General features: G+C 37.2%; 29 protein-coding genes. 9 read left to right on the forward strand and 20 right to left on the reverse strand.

The window, feature by feature from the left end; all coding sequences use genetic code 11:
* Nucleotides 1-5 precede the first annotated feature (5 nt).
* From NBX03_RS13060 to NBX03_RS13100, 9 genes are all read right to left on the reverse strand, one after another.
* Nucleotides 6-848 carry a fumarate hydratase gene (locus NBX03_RS13060; RefSeq protein WP_250228206.1) on the reverse strand — a complete coding sequence of 281 codons (843 nt, stop codon included), beginning with the start codon at nt 846-848 and terminating at the stop codon, nt 6-8.
* The gene (locus tag NBX03_RS13065) at nt 848-1,777 is read right to left on the reverse strand and encodes an alanine-tRNA synthetase second additional domain-containing protein (RefSeq protein WP_250228208.1); all 930 of its coding nucleotides are present in this window, start codon (nt 1,775-1,777) and stop codon (nt 848-850) included. The genes NBX03_RS13060 and NBX03_RS13065 overlap by 1 nt, the downstream gene beginning before the upstream one ends.
* A gap of 845 nt (nt 1,778-2,622) precedes the next feature.
* Nucleotides 2,623-2,934, reverse strand: a complete 312-nt coding sequence (locus tag NBX03_RS13070; protein WP_250228210.1) for a DUF4387 domain-containing protein — start codon at nt 2,932-2,934, stop codon at nt 2,623-2,625.
* On the reverse strand, nt 2,931-4,304 hold the full coding sequence (locus tag NBX03_RS13075) for an acyclic terpene utilization AtuA family protein (RefSeq protein ID WP_250228211.1): 1,374 nt from the start codon (nt 4,302-4,304) through the stop codon (nt 2,931-2,933). Before NBX03_RS13075 ends, NBX03_RS13070 begins: the two co-directional genes overlap by 4 nt.
* A 449-nt stretch (nt 4,305-4,753) precedes the next feature.
* The gene (locus NBX03_RS13080; RefSeq protein ID WP_250228213.1) at nt 4,754-5,992 is read right to left on the reverse strand and encodes a methylaspartate ammonia-lyase; all 1,239 of its coding nucleotides are present in this window, start codon (nt 5,990-5,992) and stop codon (nt 4,754-4,756) included.
* A 51-nt stretch (nt 5,993-6,043) separates the two neighbouring features.
* Nucleotides 6,044-7,504 (reverse strand): methylaspartate mutase subunit E, encoded by a 1,461-nt coding sequence (locus NBX03_RS13085; protein ID WP_330638421.1) that lies wholly within the window; start codon nt 7,502-7,504, stop codon nt 6,044-6,046.
* Nucleotides 7,505-7,559: 55 nt separating this feature from the next.
* On the reverse strand, nt 7,560-8,945 hold the full coding sequence (gene glmL / locus NBX03_RS13090; RefSeq protein ID WP_250228214.1) for a methylaspartate mutase accessory protein GlmL: 1,386 nt from the start codon (nt 8,943-8,945) through the stop codon (nt 7,560-7,562).
* 56 nt (nt 8,946-9,001) lie between these two features.
* Complete coding sequence (gene glmS, locus NBX03_RS13095; RefSeq protein WP_250228215.1) at nt 9,002-9,421, reverse strand: methylaspartate mutase subunit S; 420 nt, start codon at nt 9,419-9,421, stop codon at nt 9,002-9,004.
* A gap of 2 nt (nt 9,422-9,423) precedes the next feature.
* Nucleotides 9,424-10,407 (reverse strand): GntR family transcriptional regulator, encoded by a 984-nt coding sequence (locus tag NBX03_RS13100; protein ID WP_250228216.1) that lies wholly within the window; start codon nt 10,405-10,407, stop codon nt 9,424-9,426.
* Nucleotides 10,408-10,702: 295 nt separating this feature from the next.
* Between NBX03_RS13100 and NBX03_RS13105 the strand changes: the two genes are divergently transcribed.
* Nucleotides 10,703-10,969, forward strand: coding sequence for a hypothetical protein (locus NBX03_RS13105; protein WP_250228217.1), 267 nt, complete (start codon nt 10,703-10,705; stop codon nt 10,967-10,969).
* Between the two features lie 404 nt (nt 10,970-11,373).
* On the opposite strand, the gene NBX03_RS13110 is transcribed toward NBX03_RS13105, so the two are convergent.
* A complete protein-coding gene (locus tag NBX03_RS13110) occupies nt 11,374-11,862 on the reverse strand; it encodes a hypothetical protein (protein WP_250228218.1) in 489 nt (162 codons plus the stop codon).
* A 137-nt stretch (nt 11,863-11,999) separates the two neighbouring features.
* On the opposite strand from NBX03_RS13110, the gene NBX03_RS13115 reads away from it, so the two are divergent.
* Nucleotides 12,000-12,485 (forward strand): hypothetical protein, encoded by a 486-nt coding sequence (locus NBX03_RS13115; protein WP_250228220.1) that lies wholly within the window; start codon nt 12,000-12,002, stop codon nt 12,483-12,485.
* A gap of 319 nt (nt 12,486-12,804) precedes the next feature.
* Here the strand turns inward: NBX03_RS13115 and NBX03_RS15885 are convergent, their stop codons facing one another.
* The 3 genes from NBX03_RS15885 to NBX03_RS13125 all read right to left on the reverse strand — a co-directional run bounded on the left by NBX03_RS15885 (nt 12,805) and on the right by NBX03_RS13125 (nt 14,848).
* Nucleotides 12,805-12,933, reverse strand: coding sequence for a hypothetical protein (locus NBX03_RS15885; RefSeq protein WP_267134855.1), 129 nt, complete (start codon nt 12,931-12,933; stop codon nt 12,805-12,807).
* Between the two features lie 184 nt (nt 12,934-13,117).
* Nucleotides 13,118-13,888, reverse strand: a complete 771-nt coding sequence (locus NBX03_RS13120; RefSeq protein ID WP_267134884.1) for a carbon-nitrogen hydrolase family protein — start codon at nt 13,886-13,888, stop codon at nt 13,118-13,120.
* Between the two features lie 321 nt (nt 13,889-14,209).
* Nucleotides 14,210-14,848: a GntR family transcriptional regulator gene (locus tag NBX03_RS13125; protein WP_250228221.1), complete on the reverse strand. Its 639-nt coding sequence runs from the start codon at nt 14,846-14,848 to the stop codon at nt 14,210-14,212.
* A 260-nt stretch (nt 14,849-15,108) separates the two neighbouring features.
* Between NBX03_RS13125 and NBX03_RS13130 the strand changes: the two genes are divergently transcribed.
* Nucleotides 15,109-16,488, forward strand: a complete 1,380-nt coding sequence (locus tag NBX03_RS13130) for a tyrosine phenol-lyase (protein ID WP_250228222.1) — start codon at nt 15,109-15,111, stop codon at nt 16,486-16,488.
* Between the two features lie 137 nt (nt 16,489-16,625).
* On the opposite strand, the gene NBX03_RS13135 is transcribed toward NBX03_RS13130, so the two are convergent.
* Both NBX03_RS13135 and NBX03_RS13140 read right to left on the reverse strand, forming a co-directional pair.
* Nucleotides 16,626-17,276, reverse strand: a complete 651-nt coding sequence (locus NBX03_RS13135; protein WP_250228223.1) for an acetate uptake transporter — start codon at nt 17,274-17,276, stop codon at nt 16,626-16,628.
* Between the two features lie 207 nt (nt 17,277-17,483).
* Nucleotides 17,484-17,738 (reverse strand): DUF6809 family protein, encoded by a 255-nt coding sequence (locus tag NBX03_RS13140; RefSeq protein WP_250228224.1) that lies wholly within the window; start codon nt 17,736-17,738, stop codon nt 17,484-17,486.
* Between the two features lie 120 nt (nt 17,739-17,858).
* On the opposite strand from NBX03_RS13140, the gene NBX03_RS13145 reads away from it, so the two are divergent.
* Genes NBX03_RS13145 through NBX03_RS13165 form a run of 5 tightly spaced genes read left to right on the forward strand, consistent with a single transcriptional unit; the run spans nt 17,859 to nt 19,133 of the window.
* Nucleotides 17,859-18,080 carry a helix-turn-helix domain-containing protein gene (locus tag NBX03_RS13145; protein ID WP_250228225.1) on the forward strand — a complete coding sequence of 74 codons (222 nt, stop codon included), beginning with the start codon at nt 17,859-17,861 and terminating at the stop codon, nt 18,078-18,080.
* Nucleotides 18,081-18,102: 22 nt separating this feature from the next.
* Nucleotides 18,103-18,336, forward strand: coding sequence for a helix-turn-helix domain-containing protein (locus NBX03_RS13150; RefSeq protein ID WP_250228226.1), 234 nt, complete (start codon nt 18,103-18,105; stop codon nt 18,334-18,336).
* Nucleotides 18,337-18,389: 53 nt separating this feature from the next.
* Nucleotides 18,390-18,608, forward strand: coding sequence for a helix-turn-helix domain-containing protein (locus tag NBX03_RS13155; protein ID WP_250228227.1), 219 nt, complete (start codon nt 18,390-18,392; stop codon nt 18,606-18,608).
* Nucleotides 18,609-18,629: 21 nt separating this feature from the next.
* Entirely contained in the window at nt 18,630-18,851 is a 222-nt protein-coding gene (locus tag NBX03_RS13160) for a helix-turn-helix domain-containing protein (protein ID WP_250228228.1), read from the forward strand.
* 45 nt (nt 18,852-18,896) lie between these two features.
* Nucleotides 18,897-19,133, forward strand: a complete 237-nt coding sequence (locus NBX03_RS13165; RefSeq protein ID WP_250228229.1) for a helix-turn-helix domain-containing protein — start codon at nt 18,897-18,899, stop codon at nt 19,131-19,133.
* 219 nt (nt 19,134-19,352) lie between these two features.
* Here NBX03_RS13165 and NBX03_RS13170 read toward each other — a convergent pair whose 3' ends face one another.
* The 5 genes from NBX03_RS13170 to NBX03_RS13190 form a co-directional block, all read right to left on the reverse strand.
* The gene (locus tag NBX03_RS13170; protein WP_250228231.1) at nt 19,353-20,360 is read right to left on the reverse strand and encodes a hypothetical protein; all 1,008 of its coding nucleotides are present in this window, start codon (nt 20,358-20,360) and stop codon (nt 19,353-19,355) included.
* A 113-nt stretch (nt 20,361-20,473) separates the two neighbouring features.
* The gene (gene rlmH / locus NBX03_RS13175) at nt 20,474-20,950 is read right to left on the reverse strand and encodes a 23S rRNA (pseudouridine(1915)-N(3))-methyltransferase RlmH (protein WP_250228232.1); all 477 of its coding nucleotides are present in this window, start codon (nt 20,948-20,950) and stop codon (nt 20,474-20,476) included.
* Between the two features lie 239 nt (nt 20,951-21,189).
* The gene (locus NBX03_RS13180) at nt 21,190-21,993 is read right to left on the reverse strand and encodes an MBL fold metallo-hydrolase (protein WP_250228233.1); all 804 of its coding nucleotides are present in this window, start codon (nt 21,991-21,993) and stop codon (nt 21,190-21,192) included.
* Between the two features lie 14 nt (nt 21,994-22,007).
* Complete coding sequence (locus tag NBX03_RS13185) at nt 22,008-23,306, reverse strand: UDP-N-acetylglucosamine 1-carboxyvinyltransferase (RefSeq protein WP_250228235.1); 1,299 nt, start codon at nt 23,304-23,306, stop codon at nt 22,008-22,010.
* 426 nt (nt 23,307-23,732) lie between these two features.
* Entirely contained in the window at nt 23,733-24,296 is a 564-nt protein-coding gene (locus NBX03_RS13190) for a histidine phosphatase family protein (RefSeq protein WP_250228236.1), read from the reverse strand.
* A gap of 536 nt (nt 24,297-24,832) precedes the next feature.
* Here NBX03_RS13190 and NBX03_RS13195 point away from each other — a divergent pair.
* A complete protein-coding gene (locus tag NBX03_RS13195; protein WP_250228237.1) occupies nt 24,833-25,423 on the forward strand; it encodes a hypothetical protein in 591 nt (196 codons plus the stop codon).
* Nucleotides 25,424-25,491 lie beyond the last annotated feature (68 nt).

Consider the following 25,491-nt stretch of genomic DNA (forward strand, 5'->3'; position numbering starts at 1 on the left):
CCCCCCTATAATACTGCTTCTGCATGTCTTGTTACGTGGCAGCCCATATTCACGGCTACCGGAAGACCTGCAATATGGGTAGGATAAGCTTCGATATTAACGCCAAGCGCCGTATTGATTCCGCCGAAGCCGCCGGGGCCGATGTCAAGCTTATTGATTTCTTCAAGAAGCTCTTCTTCAACAGAAGCCCAGAATTCATCAGGGTTCTTAGAATCTACGGTTCTTAAAAGAGCCATTTTGCTCATTAAGGCCGCTTTTTCCATAGTTCCCCCTACACCAACCCCTACAATAACAGGCGGGCAGGCATTAGGCCCTGCTATTTTAACGGTTTCAATAATAAATTTCTTAACGGCTTCAAGGCCCTGAGAAGGCTTTAACATTACAAGCCTGCTCATGTTTTCACTGCCGAAGCCCTTGGGGGATACGGTTAATTTAACCTTGTCCCCGGGAACGATAAAGGTATGAATTACCGCAGGGGTATTGTCTTTTGTGTTAACCCTGTTAATAGGGTCTTTCACGACGGATTTTCTAAGATAGCCTTCTTCATAACCCTTGGCTACTCCCTCGTTGATGGCGTCGTAAAGATTCCCCCCTGTAAAATGAACATCTTGGCCTACTTCTACGAAAACTACAGCCATTCCCGTATCCTGGCATATGGCGATGCCTTCTGTTTCAGCTATTTCCGCATTATCTATTAAAATCCCCAATATATCCTTTGCTATGGGCTTTGTTTCTTCCTTAACGCCTTTTTTGAAGCAGGAAAGAATATCCTTGGATATATAATAATTTGCGTCAATACAAAGCTTTGCAATGGTCTCCTTAACCTGACTTACGTCTATTTCCCGCATTAAAACTGCTCCCTCCTGATTTTGTTTAAATCTGCCATTTCTCTTTTTTCGTCCCCCACTAAACCTACAAGGGCATACATTTTAATTTTGTCATCATAGAATATTTCTTTGACAAGACTGAAGTTTTCTATTTCCGACGTATTCTTTATGTGTATCCTTGGCCCTGTGCAGGGTATAACTTCAAGATCACCAATCCGTATGCTGTTTTCATCGTTATAGCTTACGGAAAGATTTTGGCCGATAAGCTCTGAAACCTTTTTTTCAAGCTCCCCTATGTCTATATTGGGCTTTTCCGTAAAATTAAGCACGAAGCCGCCTCTTACGTCGCTGTTCAGCACATTAAAGGGTATCCTATATATTTTTTTAAGGACTAAAGTCGTAAGGTCTTCCGCCGTATGGGCCATTTTTCTCCTTTTAAGAGAGTTAAAAACGATATCATATATATCCTGAGGCATAGGGCCGAATATGGTGGGCCTCGTAACGATGATTTCCTCTCCCACCCCTATAATAAGGCTTGCATTCACCCCAAGATAAGGATAGAGAAGGTCAAAATGCTCCACGATGACCCTTCTGCCTTTTTTCAAAGCGCCCCTGACAAAGTCTACAACCTCAAACATCTGGGTAAAGGCCATCTGAAAGCGCATATCCAAATGATACGTTGAAGAATCATATTGATTGTCAAGAGTATTTCGTACCTGCATTATTTTTCTTGCGTCCAGGCCGTCGTCGTTATTGGATAATTCAACGCCGGGGAACATTCCCTTTATAATGGAGCTTTTGCCGCTTCCTGCATCGCCTACGATACCGATAAGCTTATCGCTGAAGTCAAGATGGATTTGCGCAAGCTGTGTCCCCAGATTTAAAAGGCGTTCTCTTCCCCTTGGCGCAAAATATACAGAGTATAAATGGGCACGCTGGCCAATATTCACACATTCACCCCCCTATTGCCTATGATAAAAAAATAAATTCATTTACTGTAATATTCATAAAAACACTTTTGCATGCTTCGGAAAATTAAAATTCCCCATACTTTCATATGGCAGTTTCTTATTAATGCCATGATTCTAATAATCTCTGCACTTATACTTATTAAACTTAAAACTGTCTTTTTGATTTTAAGTTCAATAAGTTTTTCTTTAGCAATGTGATAAATAAACTTGAACTCTTTTCAAGTTTATTTACTATATCCAGTATATCATAAATCGGTATTGCTATATAGTACCTTTCTGCTGAAAGATGATGAAAAGCATAGGCCATGGGCCTGAAATAATCAAATATTAATTTTCAAAAGTTTCAAGAAGAAAATATTAATTATCGTAAGTTCTATTCATGTCAAAGCTATAAGCCCATAGGTCCTGTATTATGTTTTATAATGAACAATAACGGAGCCTCTTTATTCGCTACAAAGAGATTTAAATAGTAAATTTAGCGTTAAACAACAACAAGACTATATATTCCTATAGGCTTAAAAATGCACCGTTTCCAAAGGAAATCCTTATTTTTGAGTCTCTTAATGAATAGATTTTTATTACTGCTTTATGAGAAATTTACCATACATTATGTTTCAAGTGAGCCTAGTATAAAAGGACTATCTCTTTGAGACAGTCCTTTCTTTGGCTATAGTAAATTTATCATGAAGAAGTAGCAAAAGCCTATTCCCTTAAGGCTCAAAAACACGGATTTCCTTCGGAAACGGTACATTTTTGAGCCTTCAGGAATATACGGCTTTGCTACTGTTTATCTTTAAATTTACTATAAACAAACCTTATACTCCTTAGAACTCAAATTCAAAGTTCAAAAGGGGTGAATGCTGCTGGGCACCGTAAACATCAGATTCGCCCAAGGCTCCTGACGGAATGGGTCGCACGATGGTGATTTTAATGGCCTTTGCAGGGTCAAAGCCCATGATGCCTATAATGTCTTCTTTTTTAATGCCGTAAAGAGTACATATAACGTCTTCGTTTAATACATTGGCCTCAAGAACTTTTCTGAACATATCGTATTCTTTGAATATGATGTCGAAGGTCAATTCGTAGGGGCCTGAATTTTTACTTCTTATTACGTCTGCTATGTCAAAAAGTTTCATACAAGCTCACCTCTTTTGCAATCATATATTTTTACAGGGAAGTGTTCGCAGGGGTCTGCCACTTCCATAAGATGGTAAATATTAAATTCGTAAACCTCTCCTACGCTGAAATCGGAAGGGGAGAATGGGAAAGCAAGGTTTCCGGCAGTACTCTTTCTTCCTTCATAGCCATAGTGAAGCATTGTTGAACGGGCAAAGCTGCAGATGGTATTGCTTAACTGCTGGGTTTTTGCAACAGCTTCTATGATGATGCAAAGCTCATTCGGCGTATCCTGAGGCATATCTTTGAAAATGCCCATAACGCCGTTTTTACCGTAAAGCTTGAAGTCAAGGAAATATTCGTCCTCTTTCATATTGAAATTGGAGCTTACCTTATCTTTTACCTCTTTGATAATGGTATCTATGGCATCTATCATGATAGGGTCTTTGCAGGCCGCTATGGAAACTGTTCTATAGCCTGTAAGCTTTACGCCCTCAAGCTTAAGATAGTATTTTTCTGTAGGAACGAATTTGCTTCCCTTTACGGTAACAGTGTTTTCATTATACTGCTCAAAGGTAGTAGCGGATAAATCCAAAGCGCCTCCAGGACCGGGAAGATGAATCGGATTGGTTTTTTCATAAAGGGTATGGGCCGCAACAGAAAGGGTAGTGCACTTTCTTAAAGGACTTAAAGGCATCACCCTGAAATAGTCCTTTCCTAAAAAGCCCATCATACAGTCGCTTCCGCTTCCGGGAGTGGAAGCAATGGCTGCGCATTCCAATATTTTCCCGAGATGGATGGCAAGGCCTGCGTCATAGCCGTTTTTAACTGCAAGAGATGAAAATACCGCCGGGTCATAGGCTCTTCCTGCAAGAATTACCTGCGCCCCTTCTTCAAGAGCCTTTATAAAGGGCTCCTGCCCCATCTGGGCAACGATTCTTATGGCTTCATCAATATTTTCTTCCGTTAAAGGTCCGGCAGGCTTCAAAGGCTCAATCTTTCCTTCTTTAAGCTTATTTCTTACAAGATCTTTTGAAAGCTCGGAGCTGATAACAGCAAGCTTAAAATCAAGATTCAGCTCTTTGGCTATTTCTTTTACAATATCAACGTTCCACTCTAAATGGCTGTCGGCGCCTGAACCGCCGCAGGTTCCTATGATTACAGGGATTCCTCTTTCAAGAGCTTCCGGTATCATAAAGCTTAAATCCCTTTTTACTGCGTTCCTGTCGGTAAAGGATTTTCCCGAACCAAGATAATATGGGCCCGGGTCCGATGAACCGGCGTCGGCAGCGATAACATCAGGATTAAGCTTCAAAGCTTCTTTAAATGAGCTTTCAGGAAAACCATAGCCTAAAATAGCGGTGGTTGACAAAATTCTCATTTCTTCCATAACATCATTTCCTTTCGGTAATAGTAAAACAAAATAATTACAGTAACAAAAATCGTATGTTTTATACTTAGTGAACCTTCTTTTACAGTCAAACAAAGCTCTTTTCATCTTTGTTAACAGTGAATGGCTTAAATATAGCGTTTTTATATATTTAAGCCGTTTATAAAAAATAGAATTTTGTTACTGCCTGAATCTTGTTTTGCTTTAATATGGCAGATTTTCTTTCCTATTAAAAATATAAAAAACCTACTTTTATTTAATGATAAAACATCACAAATCTTAAGAACAGGGTAAGCAATAGTTCAATTATGCCCTGTATATTTAAAAAACATTTACAAATAATTTTAAAAATCAGAGCACCTATTATAAGGTCAGGCAGACAAAAATGCACCGAATGAAGATTTTTGCCTGCCTTACACTTTTATAAATTATCTTATGTTAAATAAATCCTAAAGAGCGTTCTTAAGGGCAAGGATTCTGTTCATTTCGTTATACATAATCATATATCCTTCGTCAACGCCCATGCCAGGCTTTGCAAGGCACATATCGGGGCTTGTAGCCATCGCTACGTTTGCACAGGCCTGTGCTGAAATATTTGTTTCGTTGCAGGTTCCGCCTAAATAAGCGCCCATGCCGTTTTTCTTGCAGTAAATAACGGCTTCGATGGAGTTGTTGATTCCGCCTAAGTCGGGCGTCTTTATCTGCGCCATATGGCCTGCTTTATTGTCTGTAAAGTAAACAACGTCTTCAAAAGTATTGCACCATTCATCGGCTACGATTTCAACATTGATGCCTCTTTCGTCTATTTTCTTTCTAAGGTCTCTAAGGGCTTCCATCTGGGCTGTTCTTTCGCCTACGTCAACAGGGCCTTCTATTCTTAAATGGAATGGCTTTGCGCATTCTTCAAGCTTTGCAAAAAGGTCCGTTATTTTATCTAAATCATTATCAAAAGCAATACCCATTGTTCCGTATACGTCTATATGCAAAACAGGGTTATAGCTTTCGTCTGTTCTTAATTTTAAGATTCTGTCTCTTAACCATTCTACATACGCTACTAATTTTTCTCCGGAGTTTCCTAATTTTTCAACACTGTTGAAAAGGCCGTGAGGAAGGCAGGCGCTGCCTTTTAAAATCATTTTATCGGCATTTGCATATCTGTCGTCCCCGGACTGGGAGAAAATTGTAACGATTTTATCGGATACTGTAAGGCCGTATTCATCGGCAACTACTTGAGCCATGGTCTTTCTGTTTTTCTTTGCGCAAGCGTCAAGAATCGCCTGGGTAATACCGTAGCGAATTGCGGTATGAAGCCTTTTGCCTTCGGAATCTTTAAAGTGGTCAAAGTGCTCGGCCATTTCTTTAAATGTTGTGATTTCTTTTCCAACAAGGTTCGGCTTAAGCTCTTTTTCAATAAAAGGAATGTAATCGCTTGCTAAAAACAAGGGGTCTCTTCCGCCTGTTCCGGAATACTGAACTGCTGCACAGTCGCCTAGGGCAACCTGACCGTCATCAAGAACAAACATGATGGAAATAGATTCTCCCGCCTGTCTAACTCTTGTAAAGCCGGGGGTAACAGGATCTCCGAAATAAGCGTTTCCGTCTAACACGGCGCCAGCCTTAATCGCCTTCTGGTCGTCAAAGAAAAAGCCCGTTCTGCCCGGTGAGCAAATTACATCTTTAATTTTCATGGTATTTATCCCCTTTTATTTTTATCATTTATACTTATTAAGTTTATTTTATTATTTATTGGGTCTGCCAACTAAAAAGCCTTTTCCTATGGAATAAACGTCGTCTATCACCATCTGGAAGGATACCTGACGGTTTTCGAATTTGCCTCTTTCTTCAAGCTTCTGCTGATGGTAATCGTGAATATCCTTTGTAAAAGGAAGATTTCCGCAGTCAAGGAATCTGATTGCACCTTCATTATCTCTTGCAGGAAGGGCTTTTCCCATATTATAACGGCTTGGTGAGAAAGGAACATCAAGAACGCCGGCTTCAAAGGCTCTTACAGTACCTGCGGCAATGTCTCCGTTTCCAAGCTCGATAGTTTTTTCCATAATGCATTCTACTTCTTTTTGAATGATTTCACATTCTGAATTCACTTCTCTTAAGTTTACAAGCTTCTGGTCTCTAAGCATGTTTACAACCTGCTTGGTAGCCTTAATACCGGCGGCATTGGCTTCCTTTGTAGGAACGCCCATGGCCTCATGAGGGCTTTTAACAATAACCTTTGTAGCTCCGCAAAGCGCAGCCGTAGCAGCACCCCAGGAGATAACGCCGAAAGCCTTTGACTCATCGGCAGGGAAACCGCCCATCCACTGATGGAAAACTGTCGTAATTACAACGTCATTAAAGCCGAATTTTCTAAGGTAAGATTCCGTTTGTTCCTTCAGCATCTTCATCGCTGCAATGTCTTGCACAAGGTTACCGCACTGTCCGTATCCTACGGTAATATGCTTACAGCCCTGAGCAGCAGCAAGAAGACTTTCTATAATGGCAACAGAGTTTGAAATACAGGCAGGCACTAAAGTTCCCGTAAGAGGGCCGTAAGGCTCCCTGTTTATGGTAACGCCGGCTTCTTCATAAAGGCCTATAACCCTGTCGCAGTACTGCCAGTCTGAAATGGTTTTTTCAAGGGTGTGCTCTTTGGCATAAGGGATATTATAGCTGATTCCGCCGCCTTCATAGGAGGTAAACCCGCCTGCCAGAGATATTTCTGTAAGAAGCCTTGCGTCTGGCGTACCGTGTCTTACCTGAACGGGGCTTTTCACACTTGAAGTAACCTCACGGCAAATCTGAACGCCGTAATTTACAGCCGGAAAACCATTCAGCATAGAGCGGTTCAGACGGATGGATTCATCTATTCCTGTCTGAGCCTCTTCATATCTGTTATGTCTTGTATAAGAGTCAATCGTTGATGGAAGAAGGTCTGCTTCTCCTTCCTCTTCAAGGTATTTCAAAAGCTCAATATGCTCTTTATATAAAGCAACGCCGGCTCTTGGCTGAACAAGGGTAATGCCTGCTTCAAGGGCCCTATTCAGTTTGTCGGCAAATCTTTTTTCTGTGGGTATGGACTTCTGATAAGCAACAGCTTCTTCGAAATTAAGGTCTTTTCCCGTTACCCATGAATTTTGTACCTCTTTTTGCATGGAGTAAAAATAATCGTCAGATAATTTTTCATTTTTTAACTCTATATCCATTGTATCCTCCTACCATATAGATACCGCCTGCAAAGCCATGCAGGAACTGTAAATATTAAACCTCTATAAATTCATTTTTCATAATCTTTATTGCCGTATCGGGATAAAGTCTTCCCACAAGGCCCATAGCCGCAAAAATACTCTTTTTATCAAGAAGGAATTTAGGGTTCTGGGGCTTTAAGATATCATAATTTGCCTGAGAGTAAATACTTCTTGAAAGAACCTTTCTTGGATTGGTGCTGTTTATAACGGAGCCGCCTGCGCCTATTACATAATTTACGGGGGTTAAATCCTTCCCCGACTGTATATAGGACTCTCCAAAGGGGGTATATATGGTTTCAATATATCCGCAGTGCCTGTTGGCGGAAATCTCTATGGCAAAGGCTGCAAGCTCTTCATCTATGAGCCTTTCCTCTGTGCCGGGCTCTGCAAGGATGCCCGGGTCCTTTTTACAGGCGGCTATCCAGTTTATAACCGCTTCTTTCGTAAGGCCTATATTTTCCGCTATAATTTCGGCATTGGCTTCTTCCACAAGGCTCGATATGGAATAACGCATTCCAATATCCCCTTCAACCGTACGCTTGGCAAAAGGCTCTTTAAAGCCTTTAAGCATTACATTGGGCTTCGTAGGCTCTCCCCCTGCCATGGAATAAACATCTGTCGTGGCGCCGCCAACATCATAGGCCATAAGGCTTCCAAGGCCTGTTTCATGCCTTGTGCCTCTCGCTAAAAGCTCCGCCGCCTCAAAAACTGCAAGAGGCGTGGGGATGATGTCTGCGTCAAGGCTTTTTTGTATTAAATTAAGGCCTTTCGCCTCTATTATATTCTTAATGAAAAGTTCTCTTATCTGCTCCTTGGCCGGTGCAATATTCAGCTTGTTAAATTCCGGCATAACGTTTTCCGTTATGATGGATCTTTTTCCGCCGGCTTCAAGGATATCCCATACGTCCTTTGAAACTGCTTTATTACCTGCTATGATAACAAAGAAATCGCCTTCTGTTTTCGCAAGTATTTTCGCATTATGGAGTATAACCTCTTTATTGCCGCCGTCTATTCCGCCGCAGAGAAGGATAATATCGGGTTTAAGGGCCACGATTTCTTCCTGCTCAAGAACACTAAGCTCAAAGCTGAAATTCCGAAGCACCTTTGCCCCTGCGCTGTTTGCCGCCATTTTAGCAGCCTTTGCAGTAAGCTCCGGCACAAGGCCTGAGGAAATCATTTTCAGCCCGCCTGCCGCTGAGGAAGAGGCTATTTTTTTGGAAAACTCTATTTTCCCGTTTTCCCTTTCCATTATTGCAAGAGCATTCTCAAGGCCGTGCCTTACATCTGTCTCTATTGTCGTAAAGGATTTGGCGGTGGCTATAATTTTTGCATTCTCTATATCCACAGCACTAATCTTCGTAAATGTAGAGCCAAAGTCTATCGTAAGGACTATATTCATTCTATCGCCTCCCTGAGATGAGTATATGCCTATCCTTTTTAAAGAAGGCTGTCGGCTTAAAGTATTCCGAAATCGGATTTGATGTCTCTGATGCTGTCCTCAGGGTTGCTTCCGGGAGGATATACCCTGTCAAAGCCCATTTCTTTAAAGGTCTTTTCAACTGTTGCAAAATCTTTCTTTCCAACAACAAGGTTTCCGCCTACGTAAAGCTTAATGTCTTTAAGGCCGGCCTCGTTGCATTTATCTCTTAAGCCGCGGCAGTCAAGCTCTCCGTGTCCGTAAAGAGAAGATACCAATATGGCTTTGGCATTTGATTCTATGGCTGCGGCAATATACTCGTCCTGGCTTACCATAACCCCAAGGTTTATAACCTTAAATCCGGCATTTGAAAAAGCATAATCCAGTATTTTAATCCCCACCGCATGGACATCTGCGCCTATTACTCCCATAACAAGAGTAATTTGCTTATCCTCCATTTTTACCACTCCTTAAAATTGTATAGTATGTTTGAGATTCTATCTTCAATATGAATAATAGAGCCCTTTTCTATCATGTAGTTAAATGTAATGATTCTTCCGCCATCAAAGACGAATTTGTTCAGTCTTTCATAAACCTCTCCCCTGAGGCTTAAAGCGTATATCGGAGGCATGATAATAACCTCTCTTTGGGATATAAACCTTTCAAAGCTTTCTAAATCCGCCCACTTTTCAAAGATACAGTCTTTTTCAGGAATCCTTCTTCCGTAGGAAACCATATTATTGTTCACAATATCTCGAAAGCGTCTGGTTTTTACTAAAAGCCCTGTGTTTTCAGGCATATTAATGAGATTTACTATGGTCTGCCTGTCCGGAGAAACTACGGCCTTCATAATCTTTTCCTCATGCCAGGGAAGCATTTTTACAAGGTCGTCATAATGACTTGTAGTGGTAAAGATAATATCAAAATTATCAAAAAGAGCCTTTGGATTGGTGAAGGATTCCATATCGGAAAGGAGAAAATCCATGCAGTTTAATTCAGACATAAAGGAAAGCTGCTTTTTAAATATTTCAAGAGCCTCCTGATTGCAGTCCACCGCGGCCACCATGACTTTTCTCTTGCTGAATTTCTTAAGGGCAGCCAAAGTCATAAACGCCTCAATTTCTCTTTTAGAATATCCTCTTTCCTCCATATGGTTCATAAAGCCCAGAATATATTCCTTCTCCTGGGCGCCTTCTCCATCGTCAGGCCTTTTAGATATGAAAGCACCGCTTCCCCATATGATTTTAACAAAACCTTCCTTCTCAAGCGCCTCATATGCCTTTTTTACAGTCCCTCTTGAAATATCAAGGTTTTCAGAAAGCTCTCTTTCCGCAGGAAGCTTAGAGCCGTATTTTATCTGACGGCCGTTTACCCCTTCGATAATCTCATCAACTATCTGCCTGTATATAGGCTTATGTGAATTTTTATCCACTGTTATGTTCATCAGGCACCTGCTTCTTATTATGCTACCAAATTCATAAAAAAATATTATATGTACCACCTAGAACCAATTTCACTTCATTTTTCTATGAATTTACATAATCTTACATTTTATTGTTTTCTCTCACTATAATTATATTTTATGCATTCCAATATGTCAACCACTTTAAAGAAACACTTTTATTTTTTACAACATTGGACTATACCACTTCTTTTTCATAAGGAGATTGATTTTTATGCCATAAAATTGTATTATATAAACAATACAGCTTTTATATAGAGAAAATAAAGGGATAATTATGTTAAAACCTATTATATTAACAGGTAAAACTCCATATAAAATTGAATATAGCTCTATGCTTTTAAAAAACGGCCTTCACGCCTATAGAAATCCCTATAAGCTTTTTTACGCCGACCCTTATGAATACAGCAGAAACAGCTTAAGCGATTCTTTAATCAATAGCCCTTCTTCCTTTAAGAAAACCAGGGTTTTAGAAGAATACCGATTTTTCTATTCCTTCAGCAAGGTAAATGTTCCCCAGGCAATGATAAGTTTTGCCTTTTAACGTATTAATGAATTTGGATTTGTTTCATAAATCCAGACCGGCTTAAATTTATAAAAATATAGATAAGTCATTGTTTTATAACTTTTTGTATTACAATAAGCATATAGTGATATACAGGGTATAATAAAAAAGGTACCAATGCCGCAAATATTAGCACTCAGCAGCATACCTGCCTTAGATAGTTAGACTCGTAAGTCTTTTATAAGAATAGGCTGCTTACCTTGTGACAGGGCTGTCTATTTTTTATTGTATTGATAATTACAATAATTAGCATTGCAAAGGTTATTTATTAAGCTAATGATATGCAGCAAAATATATCTTCTAAAATAACTAAAAATTGGGCTCCGAATAAAAATACGGAACCCAAATCTTTATATATAATACTCTTATAAGAAACTTAATTATTAACTTAAGGATAATTTAGGTATTTGACCAGCTTGAACAGAAACATTAAAATTAAAATCAAGTTGAGCTATTACTGTACCATTTCTTTTGTTTTGTATAATTCCACTATAAGACCATTTAGAGCTTGACTTACTTTTTAATGAGTAATAAGAATTATTCCATTCTCCAAAAGGCGTAATATCAACGTCAATGTCATTAATTCCTCTGCTACCATCTGATAGTGCATAATAATCTACGAAAGTTTCTACTTCATCTATTTTACTACTACCCAAATATACATTTGCCCTTAAAGTAACATATTCATTAAATCCTCTAGTTTGTTTTAGAGCTATTTCAGGCTTTAATATTTCTACACAAATGATAGTACCATCTTCAAGCGTAACTTCTTCAATTGATAAAATATTGGTGTCTGCAAAAACTAATGAACTATTAAGCAGCATTAAAACAGACACTAATAGCAATGCAATAAACCCTTTAATTCTTTTCATTTGTGCAACCTCCTTAATTTATATTTTAAAAGTAGTTACATTATGTAAATATTTACAAGGTCTTAAATCTCTAGTATCATAATTGATATAAACAATCGATATTATTTTGTAATCTGATTAAATCTGGGAGTGATATTATGAAAAAAGTAGAACTTATACCTCAAAATAATAAAAGGATAGTTTTATCGTTGCTATTTTTTTTATTATTAATTTCTATTTTTTATATAAGTATCAATAAGGAATCCAAGAAAAAAATACAAGTAGAAATGAAATTTGATGAAACCGTTCCCGAATCCATTTATGGATATATTTACAATACTGAAAATAATGAAAACCTGTCAGAAATTATATTAGAAAAGAAAAATAATGAAAACTTAAATAATACAAATACAATATTTGATATCATTACCAAAAGCCCAGAGGCTTACACAAAACTAATAGATGATAATAATATAGCCATTGTTTTGGAGAAAGAAAATTTTGAACTTCCTCATTCATTTAAATATCTATATTACAAAAATGGCGAAAGTAAAAAGGGCTATTTTTTATTTAATAATGATGTGATATTTAAGAATTCAGGAAATAAAACAGGGGTTAGCTATATGTATGAAAAATATAAATAACTGATTTGTATTTTATAACCTTTTATAGTATATTAGATATATAATAGGATAAAAATAAAAAGAGTACTAATGCTGTAAACATTGATACTCAGTAGGATAATCCGCTTTAAAGGCGGTTCGACTTGTAATTTTTACGTAATAACCGCTTACTTTGCACAGTGGCGGTTATTTTTTTATTACATTGATGAATGCAATTATTAGCATTTCAAATGCTTATCATTAAGCCAATAGCTTGATAAGTTGTCATCATAGTCCATCCCAAACCGCCCCATATACAAGTAAAAAGCCTTCGAGGGTATCCTCGAAGGCTTTCATCGTATTATTTATTCTTTTTAGTCTCTTCTTCCGGCTGATCCATGCAGCCTTCCTGAAATTCCGGTGAACAAACAGTTTCTTTAAAATCAAAATCATTCTCTGCAGGTTCGTTGTTTATTACTTTTTTCTCCATAAACTGCACCTCCATAACTATTGGTCAATTTTTAATTATTATATATAATAATACCACAAAATCTTATATAGTGAAATACGTAATTTTATTATTTCCAGATAAAGCCTAAACAATAAGGAAGATATTTTCTTTAAAAGGTATACTTTTTAAGTTTGAAATCTCATAAGAACACCCTTTAGCATTTTTACATAAGCATATCCGAATTCTTCATTCTTCCCTCCATGCCAAAAGATATTTCCGGGATTGTATAATCGTATATCAAAAGAAACGGCTCATCTTTCGGAGCTTCTGAAATAACCGTGCCGTTTTGGCTGATTACGGCGGTAGGTGCAGTCTGAAAATTTGATATACTGTTAACAGAAATTACAGTCATTACATTTTCAACGGCTCTTGTTATAAGATGGGATTTGATAACATTATATCTTTCTTCGGAAGGCTTATTTGAAACATCACAGAAACTTACAAAGCATAATTTTACCTTTGATTTGTAAAGCTCTCTGAAATATTCGGGAAATCTTATTTCAAAGCAAATTCGAAATCCTATTTTTATCCCGTCTATTTCGTATATGCCGGAATTTTTTCCCCTTTTAAAATTTTCACTGTCCCAGCCCCACAATGCTCTTTTATCATAAGGCTCTACACTTTCTCCTGAAGGGCTTGCAATTTTAAGGCAGTTATAATAATCGTTTCCCTGGCGTCTTATTGTTCCGAAAGAAATATACATATTATGTTTTTTTGAAAGTGCCTCTATTTCCTTTTCCAAAACCTCAAGCAATTGAAAATCTATTTCAGTTATATCTTTTGTTTCAACAGGTACATATCCGCATAGGGCGCACTCCTGAAAGACAAGGAGCCTCACGCCATTTTCTGCTGACTTTTCTATTCCGCGGATTATATTTTTTCTGTTATTTAATAGGTCCCCGCTTCCATAAAACTGAAAAACTGCTGTTTTAATATGCTTTTCCTCCTTTCGAAATTATAGTTAAAAAAGGTAAAGCAGCCGCAAAAGCCTATTGCGAATATAAGTCTTTTGCCGCATTGATTTACTTGTTTTACTATAGAGTCAATTTGCTTTTATACCGAAGTGAATATCTGAATCGAGACAGCTTAAAATAAGAGAAAGCAAACTGACTAGGATACTGTTTCATATTAAATAAATATATTCGAATAAAAATAAAACAGTAGCATTGTAAATTTGCTTTTCATCGATTTTATGTCTTCTTAGCGCCTAGAAAAGCAAATTCACTATATATAAAAGCCAAAATAAAGAAAGACCCTAATTTACATGCTCCTTAAACAAGGTTTCTGCTTCGGAAAAATGGCTTTTTGTCAGTTCAACGGCTTTTTCAAATTCCTTATTGGAAAAAGCATTATAAATCATCTGGTGCTGTTCAATGGACTTTTTTTGATTATCCTGAAAATTATGAAAGTACCGTACAAGCATTTCCCACAAAACATGATATCTGTCATAGCTTGCCTTAAACTGGCTGTTGTCACAATAATCAAAAAATATCTCATGAAAGTGACGGTCAAAGGGGTAATATTCCTCTGGGTTTTTTATATTTTTCTGCTTCTTTATAGCTTCTTCCAGAGACCGGCATATTTTTCCGTGTTCGGCCCTTTCTGCCGCCTTCTCAACAGAAGCACAGCATAATAAGGAAATTACTTCATTGACGTCTAAGATAAATTTAAGGTCAAAATTAATCACCTTTGCTCCGGCATTATTGATATTTTCAAGAAGGCCGTCAAGATAGAGCCGGTTTATGGCATCTCTTACGGGTGTGGAGCTTACGCTGTATTTCTGCTGCAGTTCCCTGTTTACAAGCTTTTCCCCGAAATGTATTTTATGCGTAACGATATCTTGCTTTAGGGATTCATATAATTGGTCACTCAGGGTCTTTCGCATAATCTTCATTGAAAATATCTCCTTATTGCCGTAGATTTTGTGATATAAGTACTTTAAATTAATTTAGCCTCTTTTATTATACTGAAGCAAATATAAAATATATGATAGCATAGGGATACTATGTCTGCAAGCATATGTAACAATGCATAAATTATATCTTTGTGTATTTTTATAATCATGATTATATTGCAAAATCCATATACCCATATTATACTAAATTAGTGATGCATGATGCATCACTAATTTGAAAAATATTGGGAGGGTTATATATGTTAGACAAGCGATATCCTGCGGAACCTTTCAGAATAAAGTCCGTAGAGCCTGTAACCATGATTAACAGAGAACAGAGGGAAGAAGTAGTTAAAAAAGCCGGATACAATACTTTTCTCATTGATTCTAAAGACGTTTACATAGACCTGCTTACAGACAGCGGAACAAACGCCATGAGCGACAGGCAGTGGGCCGGCATTATGGTAGGTGACGAAGCCTATGCAGGAAGCCGCAATTTCTACCACCTTCAAGAAACCGTTCAGGAGCTTTTCGGCTTTAAACATATCGTTCCCACCCATCAGGGCCGCGGAGCAGAAAACATTTTAAGCCATATCGCAATTAAACCCGGCCAATACGTACCCGGAAACATGTATTTTACAACCACTAGGTATCATCAGGAAGCAAACGGCGGAATATTCAAAGATATTATTATTGACGACGCCCATGATTCTATTAAATACCACCCGTTTAAGGGCAATATCGATTTAAACAAGCTTCAGGCTCTTATAGACGAAAAAGGCCCTGAAGGAATCGCTTATGTATGCCTTGCAGTTACCGTAAACCTTGCCGGCGGACAGCCTGTATCTATAGAAAATATGAAGGCCGTTAGAGCGCTTTGCAATAAACACGGCATAAGAGTATTTTACGATGCTACAAGATGCGTAGAAAATGCTTATTTCATAAAGGAAAGAGAAGAAGGATACGCAGATAAATCCATTAAAGACATTGTTCACGAAATGTTCAGCTATGCAGACGGCTGCACCATGAGCGGAAAGAAGGACTGCCTCACCAATATCGGCGGTTTCTTATGCATGAATGATGATGACCTTTTCCTTGAGGCAAAAGAGCTTGTGGTTGTGTATGAAGGTATGCCTTCCTACGGCGGAATGGCAGGCCGTGATATGGAAGCCATGGCAATCGGCCTTAAAGAATCCATACAGGAAGAATATATAGAGCACCGCATTAAGCAGGTTCGCTATTTAGGCGACAGGCTTCTTGAAGCAGGCGTTCCCATTGTAGAGCCTATCGGCGGCCATGCCGTATTCCTTGACGCCCGCCGCTTCTGCCCGCACCTTACTCAGGAAGAGCTTCCGGCTCAAGCCCTTGCCGCAAGAATTTATCTTGAATCCGGTGTTCGTACAATGGAAAGAGGAATTGTTTCTGCTGGCCGTGATAAAAACACAGGCAAAAACCACGCCCCTAAACTTGAGCTTGTAAGACTCACAATTCCCAGAAGAGTATATACCTACGCTCATATGGATATTGTTGCAGAATCCATCATCGACCTTTACAAAAACAAAGAGAGCATAAGAGGCCTCCGCTTTATATATGAGCCGAAGATGCTTCGCTTCTTTACCGCCAGATTTGAAGAAATATAAGACCTGCACTTCAAAATAATATTATAAAAGCCGCAAAAAACTTATCTTTTCAAAAGATATGTCTTTGCGGCTTCTTTTTATTAGAGCTTTGTAAGTGATTCCCCTTAGGTATATTGACTAAAGGTTCCCATTCATTATTATGAGTGGGCTTTTTTCAATTTAGCGTCTAATTTGAATTTACCTAAACACCCGCCTACAGGAAGAACTACTTCGCCGTAATGGGTATTTAAAACCGATGCGGCGCTTCCGTAGAAAGATAATATCGCAATAAGCAACTCGGCTATAGCCGCTACCTCATGAAAGAATTCCGGCATAATGCCAAGGGTACTTAAAGAAAGACCTAAGAATAAAAAGTCTATCAGCACGAATATGTAAAATAAAACTTTATTCGTTCCAGCTGCACCGATAGTCATGAACAAAGTAAATATTAAATATCCCACATAAGCAACACCTAATTGCTTCACATCCATTGCTGAGGCTAAGCCTTCACCAAAAACACCGTTTTGAATAAGCCATGTGCAGGCTACACCCAACCAAAAAAGCCCATAGGCCCCGAAAGCTGTCATACCAAAAGTATTATTTTTCTTCGCATCATAATTAGACGCAATAAGCTGCGCAATAGCTCCCAAAAATACGGCCCAGGGTAAAACCAGAGAAACACCGCTTGTAAATCCAAGCTTTTGGCTTGAAGCCACAAGAGTTACCATAGCTAATCCAAATAATCCTAGCCCGCTGGGATCGGCTGTAACAATTTTCACTTCTTTGTTGCTGTCGAAATTGCTGCTCACTTATAAACACATCTCCTTTAAATTATTTGTCTCATAAGAATATACACTATCGTATAATAAAAAGCAATCAAATCATTTTTATAACAATATTTTTCCTATATCGACTAATAATTCCAGGATTTTGCATAAAAAATAAATATTTTTAGACAAAAAAGACATATTTAGAACAGTCCTCTATTCAATATTCTATAGTAAATTGATAAGCCTTTAATCCCCATTTCCTTCGTATCCTATTTTCAAACCAATTTTAAAGCCCAAGATAAAGCTTTCCATCGTGTCGTATTCATTGATTAAATTTTTCCCGTCTTCGATTCTAAGAAGGAGCTTCTTTTGATTTTTTGTGAGGTTTTTCTTTAGCTTTGTTTTACTTTGTTCTATTTCTCTTTCCCAAAAAATTATTTCATCAGATTTTACTGCTTCTTGCCTCTTTCTGTAAAATAACGCTTCCATTAGTTCTCTCATCTTTATCACCTCAAAGATTAATCTTACATAATTGTATCCTTAAAATAATTATGCCACATTTTGCAACAAAAATCAATGCTGCATTTTGCAACATTATATACTGTATTTTGAGGTGAGAATATGGTATATCAAAAGATTAAAGATTTAAGAGATGATAAAGACTTAACCCAACAAGAATTAGCAGATTATTTAAAAATATCAAGAAGTGCTTATCAAAATTATGAATCAGGCACTAGAGGAATTCCAATAGAAATACTGTCAAAAATTGCTGATTTTTATTGTACAAGTGTTGATTATTTGATTGGAAGAACAAATTGCAAAGAGCCCTATCCTAAAAAATAATGTTGTTTTGAGGTAAATCTAAATGGATAAACATATATTTTCCAGACGATTAAAAGAACTTAGAATAGCTAAAAATTTAACTCAGGAGCAAGTCTCGGCACTAATCGATGTATCAAGGCCTACATATTCAAACTATGAAACCGGGTTAAGGAAACCAAGTATTCAAATTATCAACAAAATTGCAGATGTTTTTGAAATCAGTGTAGATTGGCTATTTGGCAGGACGGATATAATGGTTCCATACCCCAGAAAATAAAAATCAATAATGAAAAATAAATTATACCAGAATGGCAATAAAAAGAGGTTCATATGTATCAGCGTTTAAAGAATTTACGAAATGATAAAGACTTAACCCAACAGGAATTAGCAGATTATTTAAAAATATCAAGAAGTGCTTATCAGAATTATGAATCCGGCACTGGAGGAATTCCAATAAAAATACTGTCAAAATCAGCTGATTTTTATTGCATAAGTGTTGATTATCTGATTGGAAGAACAAATTGCAAAGAGCCATATCTTAAAAAATGATATTGTTTTGAGGTGAAGCCAATGATTAGAACACGATTAATACATTTAAGGGAAAGCCGTAACTTAAAACAAAAAGATGCGGCAGAAGCATTAAATATTCCTACGCGTACCTACGGAAACTATGAGATGGGCACAAGAAGTATTCCGCTTGATATCCTCATTGAAATCGCAAAGTTTTACAATACAAGCACAGATTATATCTCAAAGATTACAAATAAAAAAGAAGCATATCCTAGCGAATAATCTAAAGCGGGTTAAACCAGAATCGCAGTAAAAAGAGGTGACCATATGTACCAGCGTTTAAAGGATTTACGAAATGATAGAGACTTAAATCAAGAAGATATCGCTAAGTATTTAAATGTAAAGCAGGCGGCATACTCCAAGTATGAATTAGGCCAGCGCAATATGACACCGGAAGTTTTAATCAAGCTTGCTGAATTTCACAACACAAGCATTGATTATTTACTTGGGATTACAGATGAGAAAATACCCTATCAAAGGTCAAAAAATAATTCTAATCAATAGATACTAACTGATAATTTAATTATATATTGCTTCTATTTGATGTTTTGACCTATATTATTGTGATACGGTTCTACTAAAACAAGCTTAAAATCCGATAAATATAGCCATTGTTATTCATTTTAATCCACTGTTAATTATATTTTTTGAATTAAATTGCTTAAATTCTCATTTAGTAAAATAACAACGTCCTTATTAGCTAAATTATAAGAAACTACAATTTTATAGAAGATCCGATAATTTTGTTTCCATATAATTTTTTCTGTTATTGGCTACTAATTTAGGCTCAATTAAAGACGTATTTTCTAAATACTCACTAAATATATCAAAAAAATTTTGTTCCTGCCCTTTGTTTTTAGCATGGATAGGCTCCACATAAAATTTACCCTTTTTACTGATATGTTTTTTAAGCATACAACGTAGCATTTCTGAATCCTCATCATTTTCATCAAAAGTAAACATATTACTTGATTTTATAGTGGGAAGTTTAATATTAAAAATTTCACTATGATAAAACCCTAAAACGGGCTCAAGCTTAATACTACCAACGCTCAAAGTAGATAAAACCTTAAATGCATTTACTTGGTTTCTAAACCATTCACGTTGCTTTTTTATATCATCATACTTACATAGGAAACCTCTTGCCTTTAATCCTTTTAGGCGTATGTCTAAATAAGCTAAAGAATTTAAACTTTCAAGCATATCTCTGGTAATATTTCCATTACCAATTTCAATACCATTAGTAAAGAGCTTTATTTTAAAACAATTAGATTTATTAAGGTTTAAGAAGCTGTCAATATTATTTTGTACACAATTACTTATATATGTATTTATACTCTCTAGAAAATTATAGATAAATATAAAGCGGTCTTTTGATATTAATGGCTCGCCTCCAACAATCTGAAAACTCATCAAATTAAATGAAGATTTATTAGCTACCAATGATACTTCTCCATATTTATTTTCAAGATAGTTTTCTCTCATCGAAATACAATTAATAAAACGATTATAAATCTCTTCACTTGAACAGCCTTCCACATTACAATAATTATTATCAGACCAGCATAATGGGCAACTTAAATTACATTCATTAAAATCAATTCTTAATTCTCGCCCAACTCCAGCACTATTAAACCCAAAAAAACACTTTTCTTTAAAGTTGCATTTAGAAATATTACAATATCCAGGTTTTTTATTAACTTCATTTGGGCTTTTAACATTTTGAACCATTTATTCCCTCTCCATTTCTTATTTATTATCTGTACACAAAATATCGGCATAGTTATTCTAAATTAACCCTTTAGCAAAATTTTATTGCTATATGCCATTTATAGAATTCTCCTTTATTTATGATACGGCTCATTATTTATGATTTTAAAGGCTCTATATATCTGCTCTAGAAGCATTACCCGCATCAGCTGATGAGGGAAAGTGAGCTTTGAAAAGCTGAGGCTGAAATTTCTTTTTTCCCGTATGTTTTCACCGAGGCCTGAAGAGCCCCCTATAACAAAAATTAAAGAGCTTTCTCCTTTTACGGCCTTATCTTCTATAAACCCTGCAAGGCCTTCGCTGCTTAAGCCTTCTCCGTCAATATCCAGCGTTATGACAAAGCCCTGAGGGAGCCTTTGGAGCATTCTTTCCCCTTCTTTCAGGCGGACCAGTTCAAGGGCCTTGCCCTTCAGCTCTTCCGGGCATTTTTCGTCGGCTACCTCTATAATTTCGACTTTTGCATATTTGGAGAGCCTTTTTTCATATTCACTTATGGCGTCTTTCAGATACTTTTCTCTTATTTTTCCTGCTGCTATAATGGTTATTTTCATGTATTTCTTCCTTCCGGCAAGTGCTTTATAGTAAATTTACTATATTTTCTACATTAAACCTTTATATGGAAATTTAAAAAGAGCGGAGAAATAAATCCGCTCTTTAAATACTCTGACTAATGTAAATTCGGCGGAATAAAAATTCCATCGAACTTATGATACTATTCATATAAATTAGCTGAAAAGCTCTTCGGGTTCTCCCTTGGTAAACCGAGGGGATGAACTTCGTGAAACGCACGTTAAATAATTACCGCTTCGCTTTCTGTTCCCCTTTGAGCAAGAAAAAGCTTAAGGCTTTTTCCCGGGCAGATGTTATTGGCGTTTAAAATAGTGCTTACAGTATCAAAGGCAATTAAAGGGCGGTTATTTTCTTTGCTTAAATGGCCTAAGAATACATGCTTCAGCCGGTCTGTAAATATTTCGCTTAAAAGCCCCCCTGCCGCTGCGTTTGAAAGATGGCCCTTCTGACCAAGAATACGCTGCTTAAGGTAATAAGGGTACTTGCCGTTTTTAAGCATTTCTATGTCATGGTTGCTTTCAAGAAGAAGAATGTCTGAATCCTTAATGCTTTCCTTTATGATATCCGTCACATGGCCGATATCCGTCGCTACGGATATTTTCCGATCTCCGGCATAAACACAGTAGCCTACAGGCTGGACGGCGTCATGGGGAATCTCAAAGGGCTTTATAACCATATCATTAATAATACAGTGCTCTTCTTCATAAACATAGCGTCTGTTGTGAGATGCAATTTTACCTAAAGAGGGACATTTATCCATCTCTGACCATGTTTTTTCAGTGGCATATACAGGAATATCGAAACGCCTTGAAATAACCCCTGCACCCTGGATATGGTCTGAATGCTCATGGGTAATAAAGAGCGCGTCGAGGCATTTTCCAGAGATGTTAAGAGCATTGTTAAGGCCTGCTTCGATACGCTTTCCGCTTATTCCGGCATCTATTAAGATATGGGTTTCCTCTGTTCCGATATAAATGCTGTTTCCGTCGGAGCCGCTGGCAATAGGGCAAAATTTTACATTCATTGACTTCTCCTGAATTAAACTGTCTTTTTCATAAAAGATATATTTTCTGAAGTGCTTCCTTCCCCTATACGGACAATATTTGCCCCAAGGCTTGCAAGCTTCTTTTCTATAGATTCATAACCTCTGTCTATAAATCTGATGTTTCCGATTTCAGTTCTTCCGTGAGCGGCAAGAGCTGCTATTACAAGGGCTGCCCCCGCTCTTAAATCTGTAGCGTTTACCTTAGAGCCTGTAAGCTTTGCTCCGCCTTCTATAACGGCGACCTTTCCTTCAACCGTTACCTGGCAGCCAAGGCGTTTCAGCTCATCTATATATTGAAACCTGTTTTCCCATACGTTTTCTGTTATGACGCCTGTTCCCTTTGCAATGCTTAAAAGGGCTGTCATTTGCGGCTGAAGGTCCGTGGGAAATCCGGGGTATGCGCTTGTTTTAATATTTGTTGATATGAGCTCTGAATTTCCTACTACTCTTATGAAATCATCGCCTTCAAATATGCTGCAGTGCATTTCGGAAAGCTTGGCAGTAAGAGGGTCCATATGCTTTGGAATAATGTTTTTTACGGTAACGTCGCCGCCTGTTATTGCCGCGGCTATCATATAAGTTCCTGCTTCTATCTGGTCGGGAATAATGGTGTATTCCACACCCTTAAGCTCTTTTACGCCTGTGATTCGTATTACGTCTGTTCCTGCGCCTTTAATGTTTGCGCCCATCATGTTAAGGAGGTTTGCCGTATCAATAATATGAGGCTCCTTGGCGGCATTTTCAATCACCGTCTGGCCTTCTGCAAAGGTTGCCGCAAGCATAATATTAATGGTTGCGCCGACGCTTACTACGTCTAGGTAGATATTTGCTCCTATCAGCTCCTTGGCGTGGGCCTTTACGATGCCGTTTTCTATCATAACCTCGGCGCCTAATGCCTTAAAGCCCTTGATATGCTGGTCTATGGGGCGGTTTCCGAAATTGCAGCCGCCGGGAAGAGCAACCTCCGCTTTTTTAAAGCGGCCTAAAAGAGCGCCGATTAAATAATAAGATGCTCTTATTTTTCGAACAGGTTCGCCTATGGCTATATAATTATTTATGCTTCTGCTGTCTATTATAATACTATGCTCGTCACGAAAACTACATTTAGCGCCAATATCTCTCATTGCTTCAATCAGGCTTGTTATATCCTCTATATTAGGCAAATTATCTATAACGCATACGCCGCTGGACATAACAGTAGCAGGGATAACCGCAACGCCTGCATTTTTTGCGCCGTTTATAAAAACATCGCCTTTAAGCCTTTGGCCTCCGTTTATAACAAAACTTTCCATAAATGCACCTCTATACTATCACAAGTTCTTTTTCTTTTTATAAATGCAACAATTAGCTCTTCAAAAATATTCGATTTTAATCTGTAAATACAATATTAAGAATTGTTTAATTTTCTACAGGTTTATAAGCATTATACCATCAAATATGCTTTAATGAAAGGTTTTTTTAGTTTGTCAAATAGACAAGGTAAACCATAAGGCCTGGTTCTGTGTCAAAACCCGTCGGTTTTTATAAAAGAAGCATACCGTTAAGCCTTTAAAGCTATATTGGGCCATTCGCTTGAAAAATTTAAGTAAATTTACTGTATAGTCAATTTGTTTTTATAACCGTCTCCGTATTTGGTTTTAAGAACATAAAATAAGAAAACAGCAAATTGACTATACTGCTGTTTCATGTTAATTCAAGTATCAGTATTAATAACAGTCTTATACTATACAAATCTCCTGTATTTGAACGCATTTTTCCCCTTCAAAAATCATTTTAACAATAAAGGGAGTTTTATCAACGATTCTTTTAAAATCCCTTTGCAAAAAGGTAGGATTATAATAATTTATAATGGTCGAAAGAGCCGTTCCGTGGGTCCCTATGGCAATATTTTTACCGGTGTTCTCTTGAATTACTGCTTTCAGGGCGGATATATTCCTTTTCTGTGTCTCATAAAGGCTTTCACCGTTTTCGTTTTTATAAGAGAAATCAGACCATTCCTTTGTTGAATGGGCGTTAAAGTCTTCTACCCAGCCGCCTATATTTCGTTCTCTGAAATCTTCTACAGGGTTGATATCAAGACCTGAATATAGGGAAAAAGGCTTTAGGGTTTCTACAGCTCTTAAATAAGGGCTTGAATACAGGATATCGATTTCCTTATCCTTTAAATATTCTCTAACGGCTTTACTGTCTTTTTTGCCTTTATCACTAAGAGGGCTTATTCTATCTTCTTTTATGCTGAAATCTCTTTGGGCATGCCTTACAAAATAAATCGTAGTCTCCATATAACTCCCCCTATAGGTATATTAGAAATATGTAATTTTCCATAATTAAAAGCATAAAATATTATACATGGCCTTATTCCTATTTAACAGTACATACTATAGTAAATTTAAAATTAAACAATAATAAAACCGCATATTCACTTGAATCCATATAAAATAGCAGTATTATCGATTACTTTTATTTTATACCCTCTAAAGCCAAATACTTATAATGGTATAAAAGCAAATTGACTATACGTCAAAAATATACTGTTTCCAAAGGAAATTCATGTTTTTAAGGCTATATAAATAGATTTTGTTCCTTCTTTATAAAAAACTTATGATAGACGGATATTAAAAAAGACTCAAGTTTTACTTGTAAATCCTTTTTAATAAAAGTTCAGCATATACACAATAAGTTTTTTCAAACTGGTTTAGTATAACATTTTAATCAAATTTACGCTATTGCCAAAAATTACTATTTCGTGCATTTATAGGGAATAACTTAAACTACTTATGTTCTTTCATAGGGATCTTAATCAATAGGAGGGAGTTCAATGCCCATATTAATCATCGTTTTAATTATATTTCTATTGTTAAGCATAGCTTTAATATCGTTAGAACCAAAAAAGCAGAAATTGCTTTTGGAATTTTCCGGCGGACTTTGGGGCGGTCTTCTCCTTCAGGCTTTTATTGTAGAGTCTCAAAAATATGACCCTCCTACGTTCTTCCATCTCACTCTTATAATAATAGGCCTTATACTCTCCGTATACCTTGAATATAAAAATAAATTCAGCTTTATTTATATGATTTGCGCCATGTGCGCTGCTGCTTTCCTTCCCTCGCCTATTTTTATAAGCTTACTTCTCATTTCATTTTTGTCGGAAGGCGCATACTTCTTTACCAAAGACAAAGGTTTTAACAAAAGCCCTCTCACTTTAGCACTAATTACAGCAGGTTTATTTCTTGCAAAAGGAGCTATAGCCGTCTTTCCTGAAAGCTCAAGCCTTATATCCTCTGTGGCAGGCGGAGCGGTAGTATATTATGCCTCGTCTAAAATCGCTCCGAATAATCACAGCTCAAACCTGATAAGCGTTTTAGGAGGCCTTGGAGGATTTTTCCTTGGATTTATATTTTATACACATTAGATTTTAAAAGAGTTTGCGGCAAAATAAATTCTGCCGCAAACTCTTTTTCATAAGTATTTACAATATAG

The sequence above is a fragment of the Anaeropeptidivorans aminofermentans genome, from assembly GCF_940670685.1.
Classification (GTDB): Bacteria; Bacillota; Clostridia; order Lachnospirales; family UBA5962; genus Anaeropeptidivorans; species Anaeropeptidivorans aminofermentans.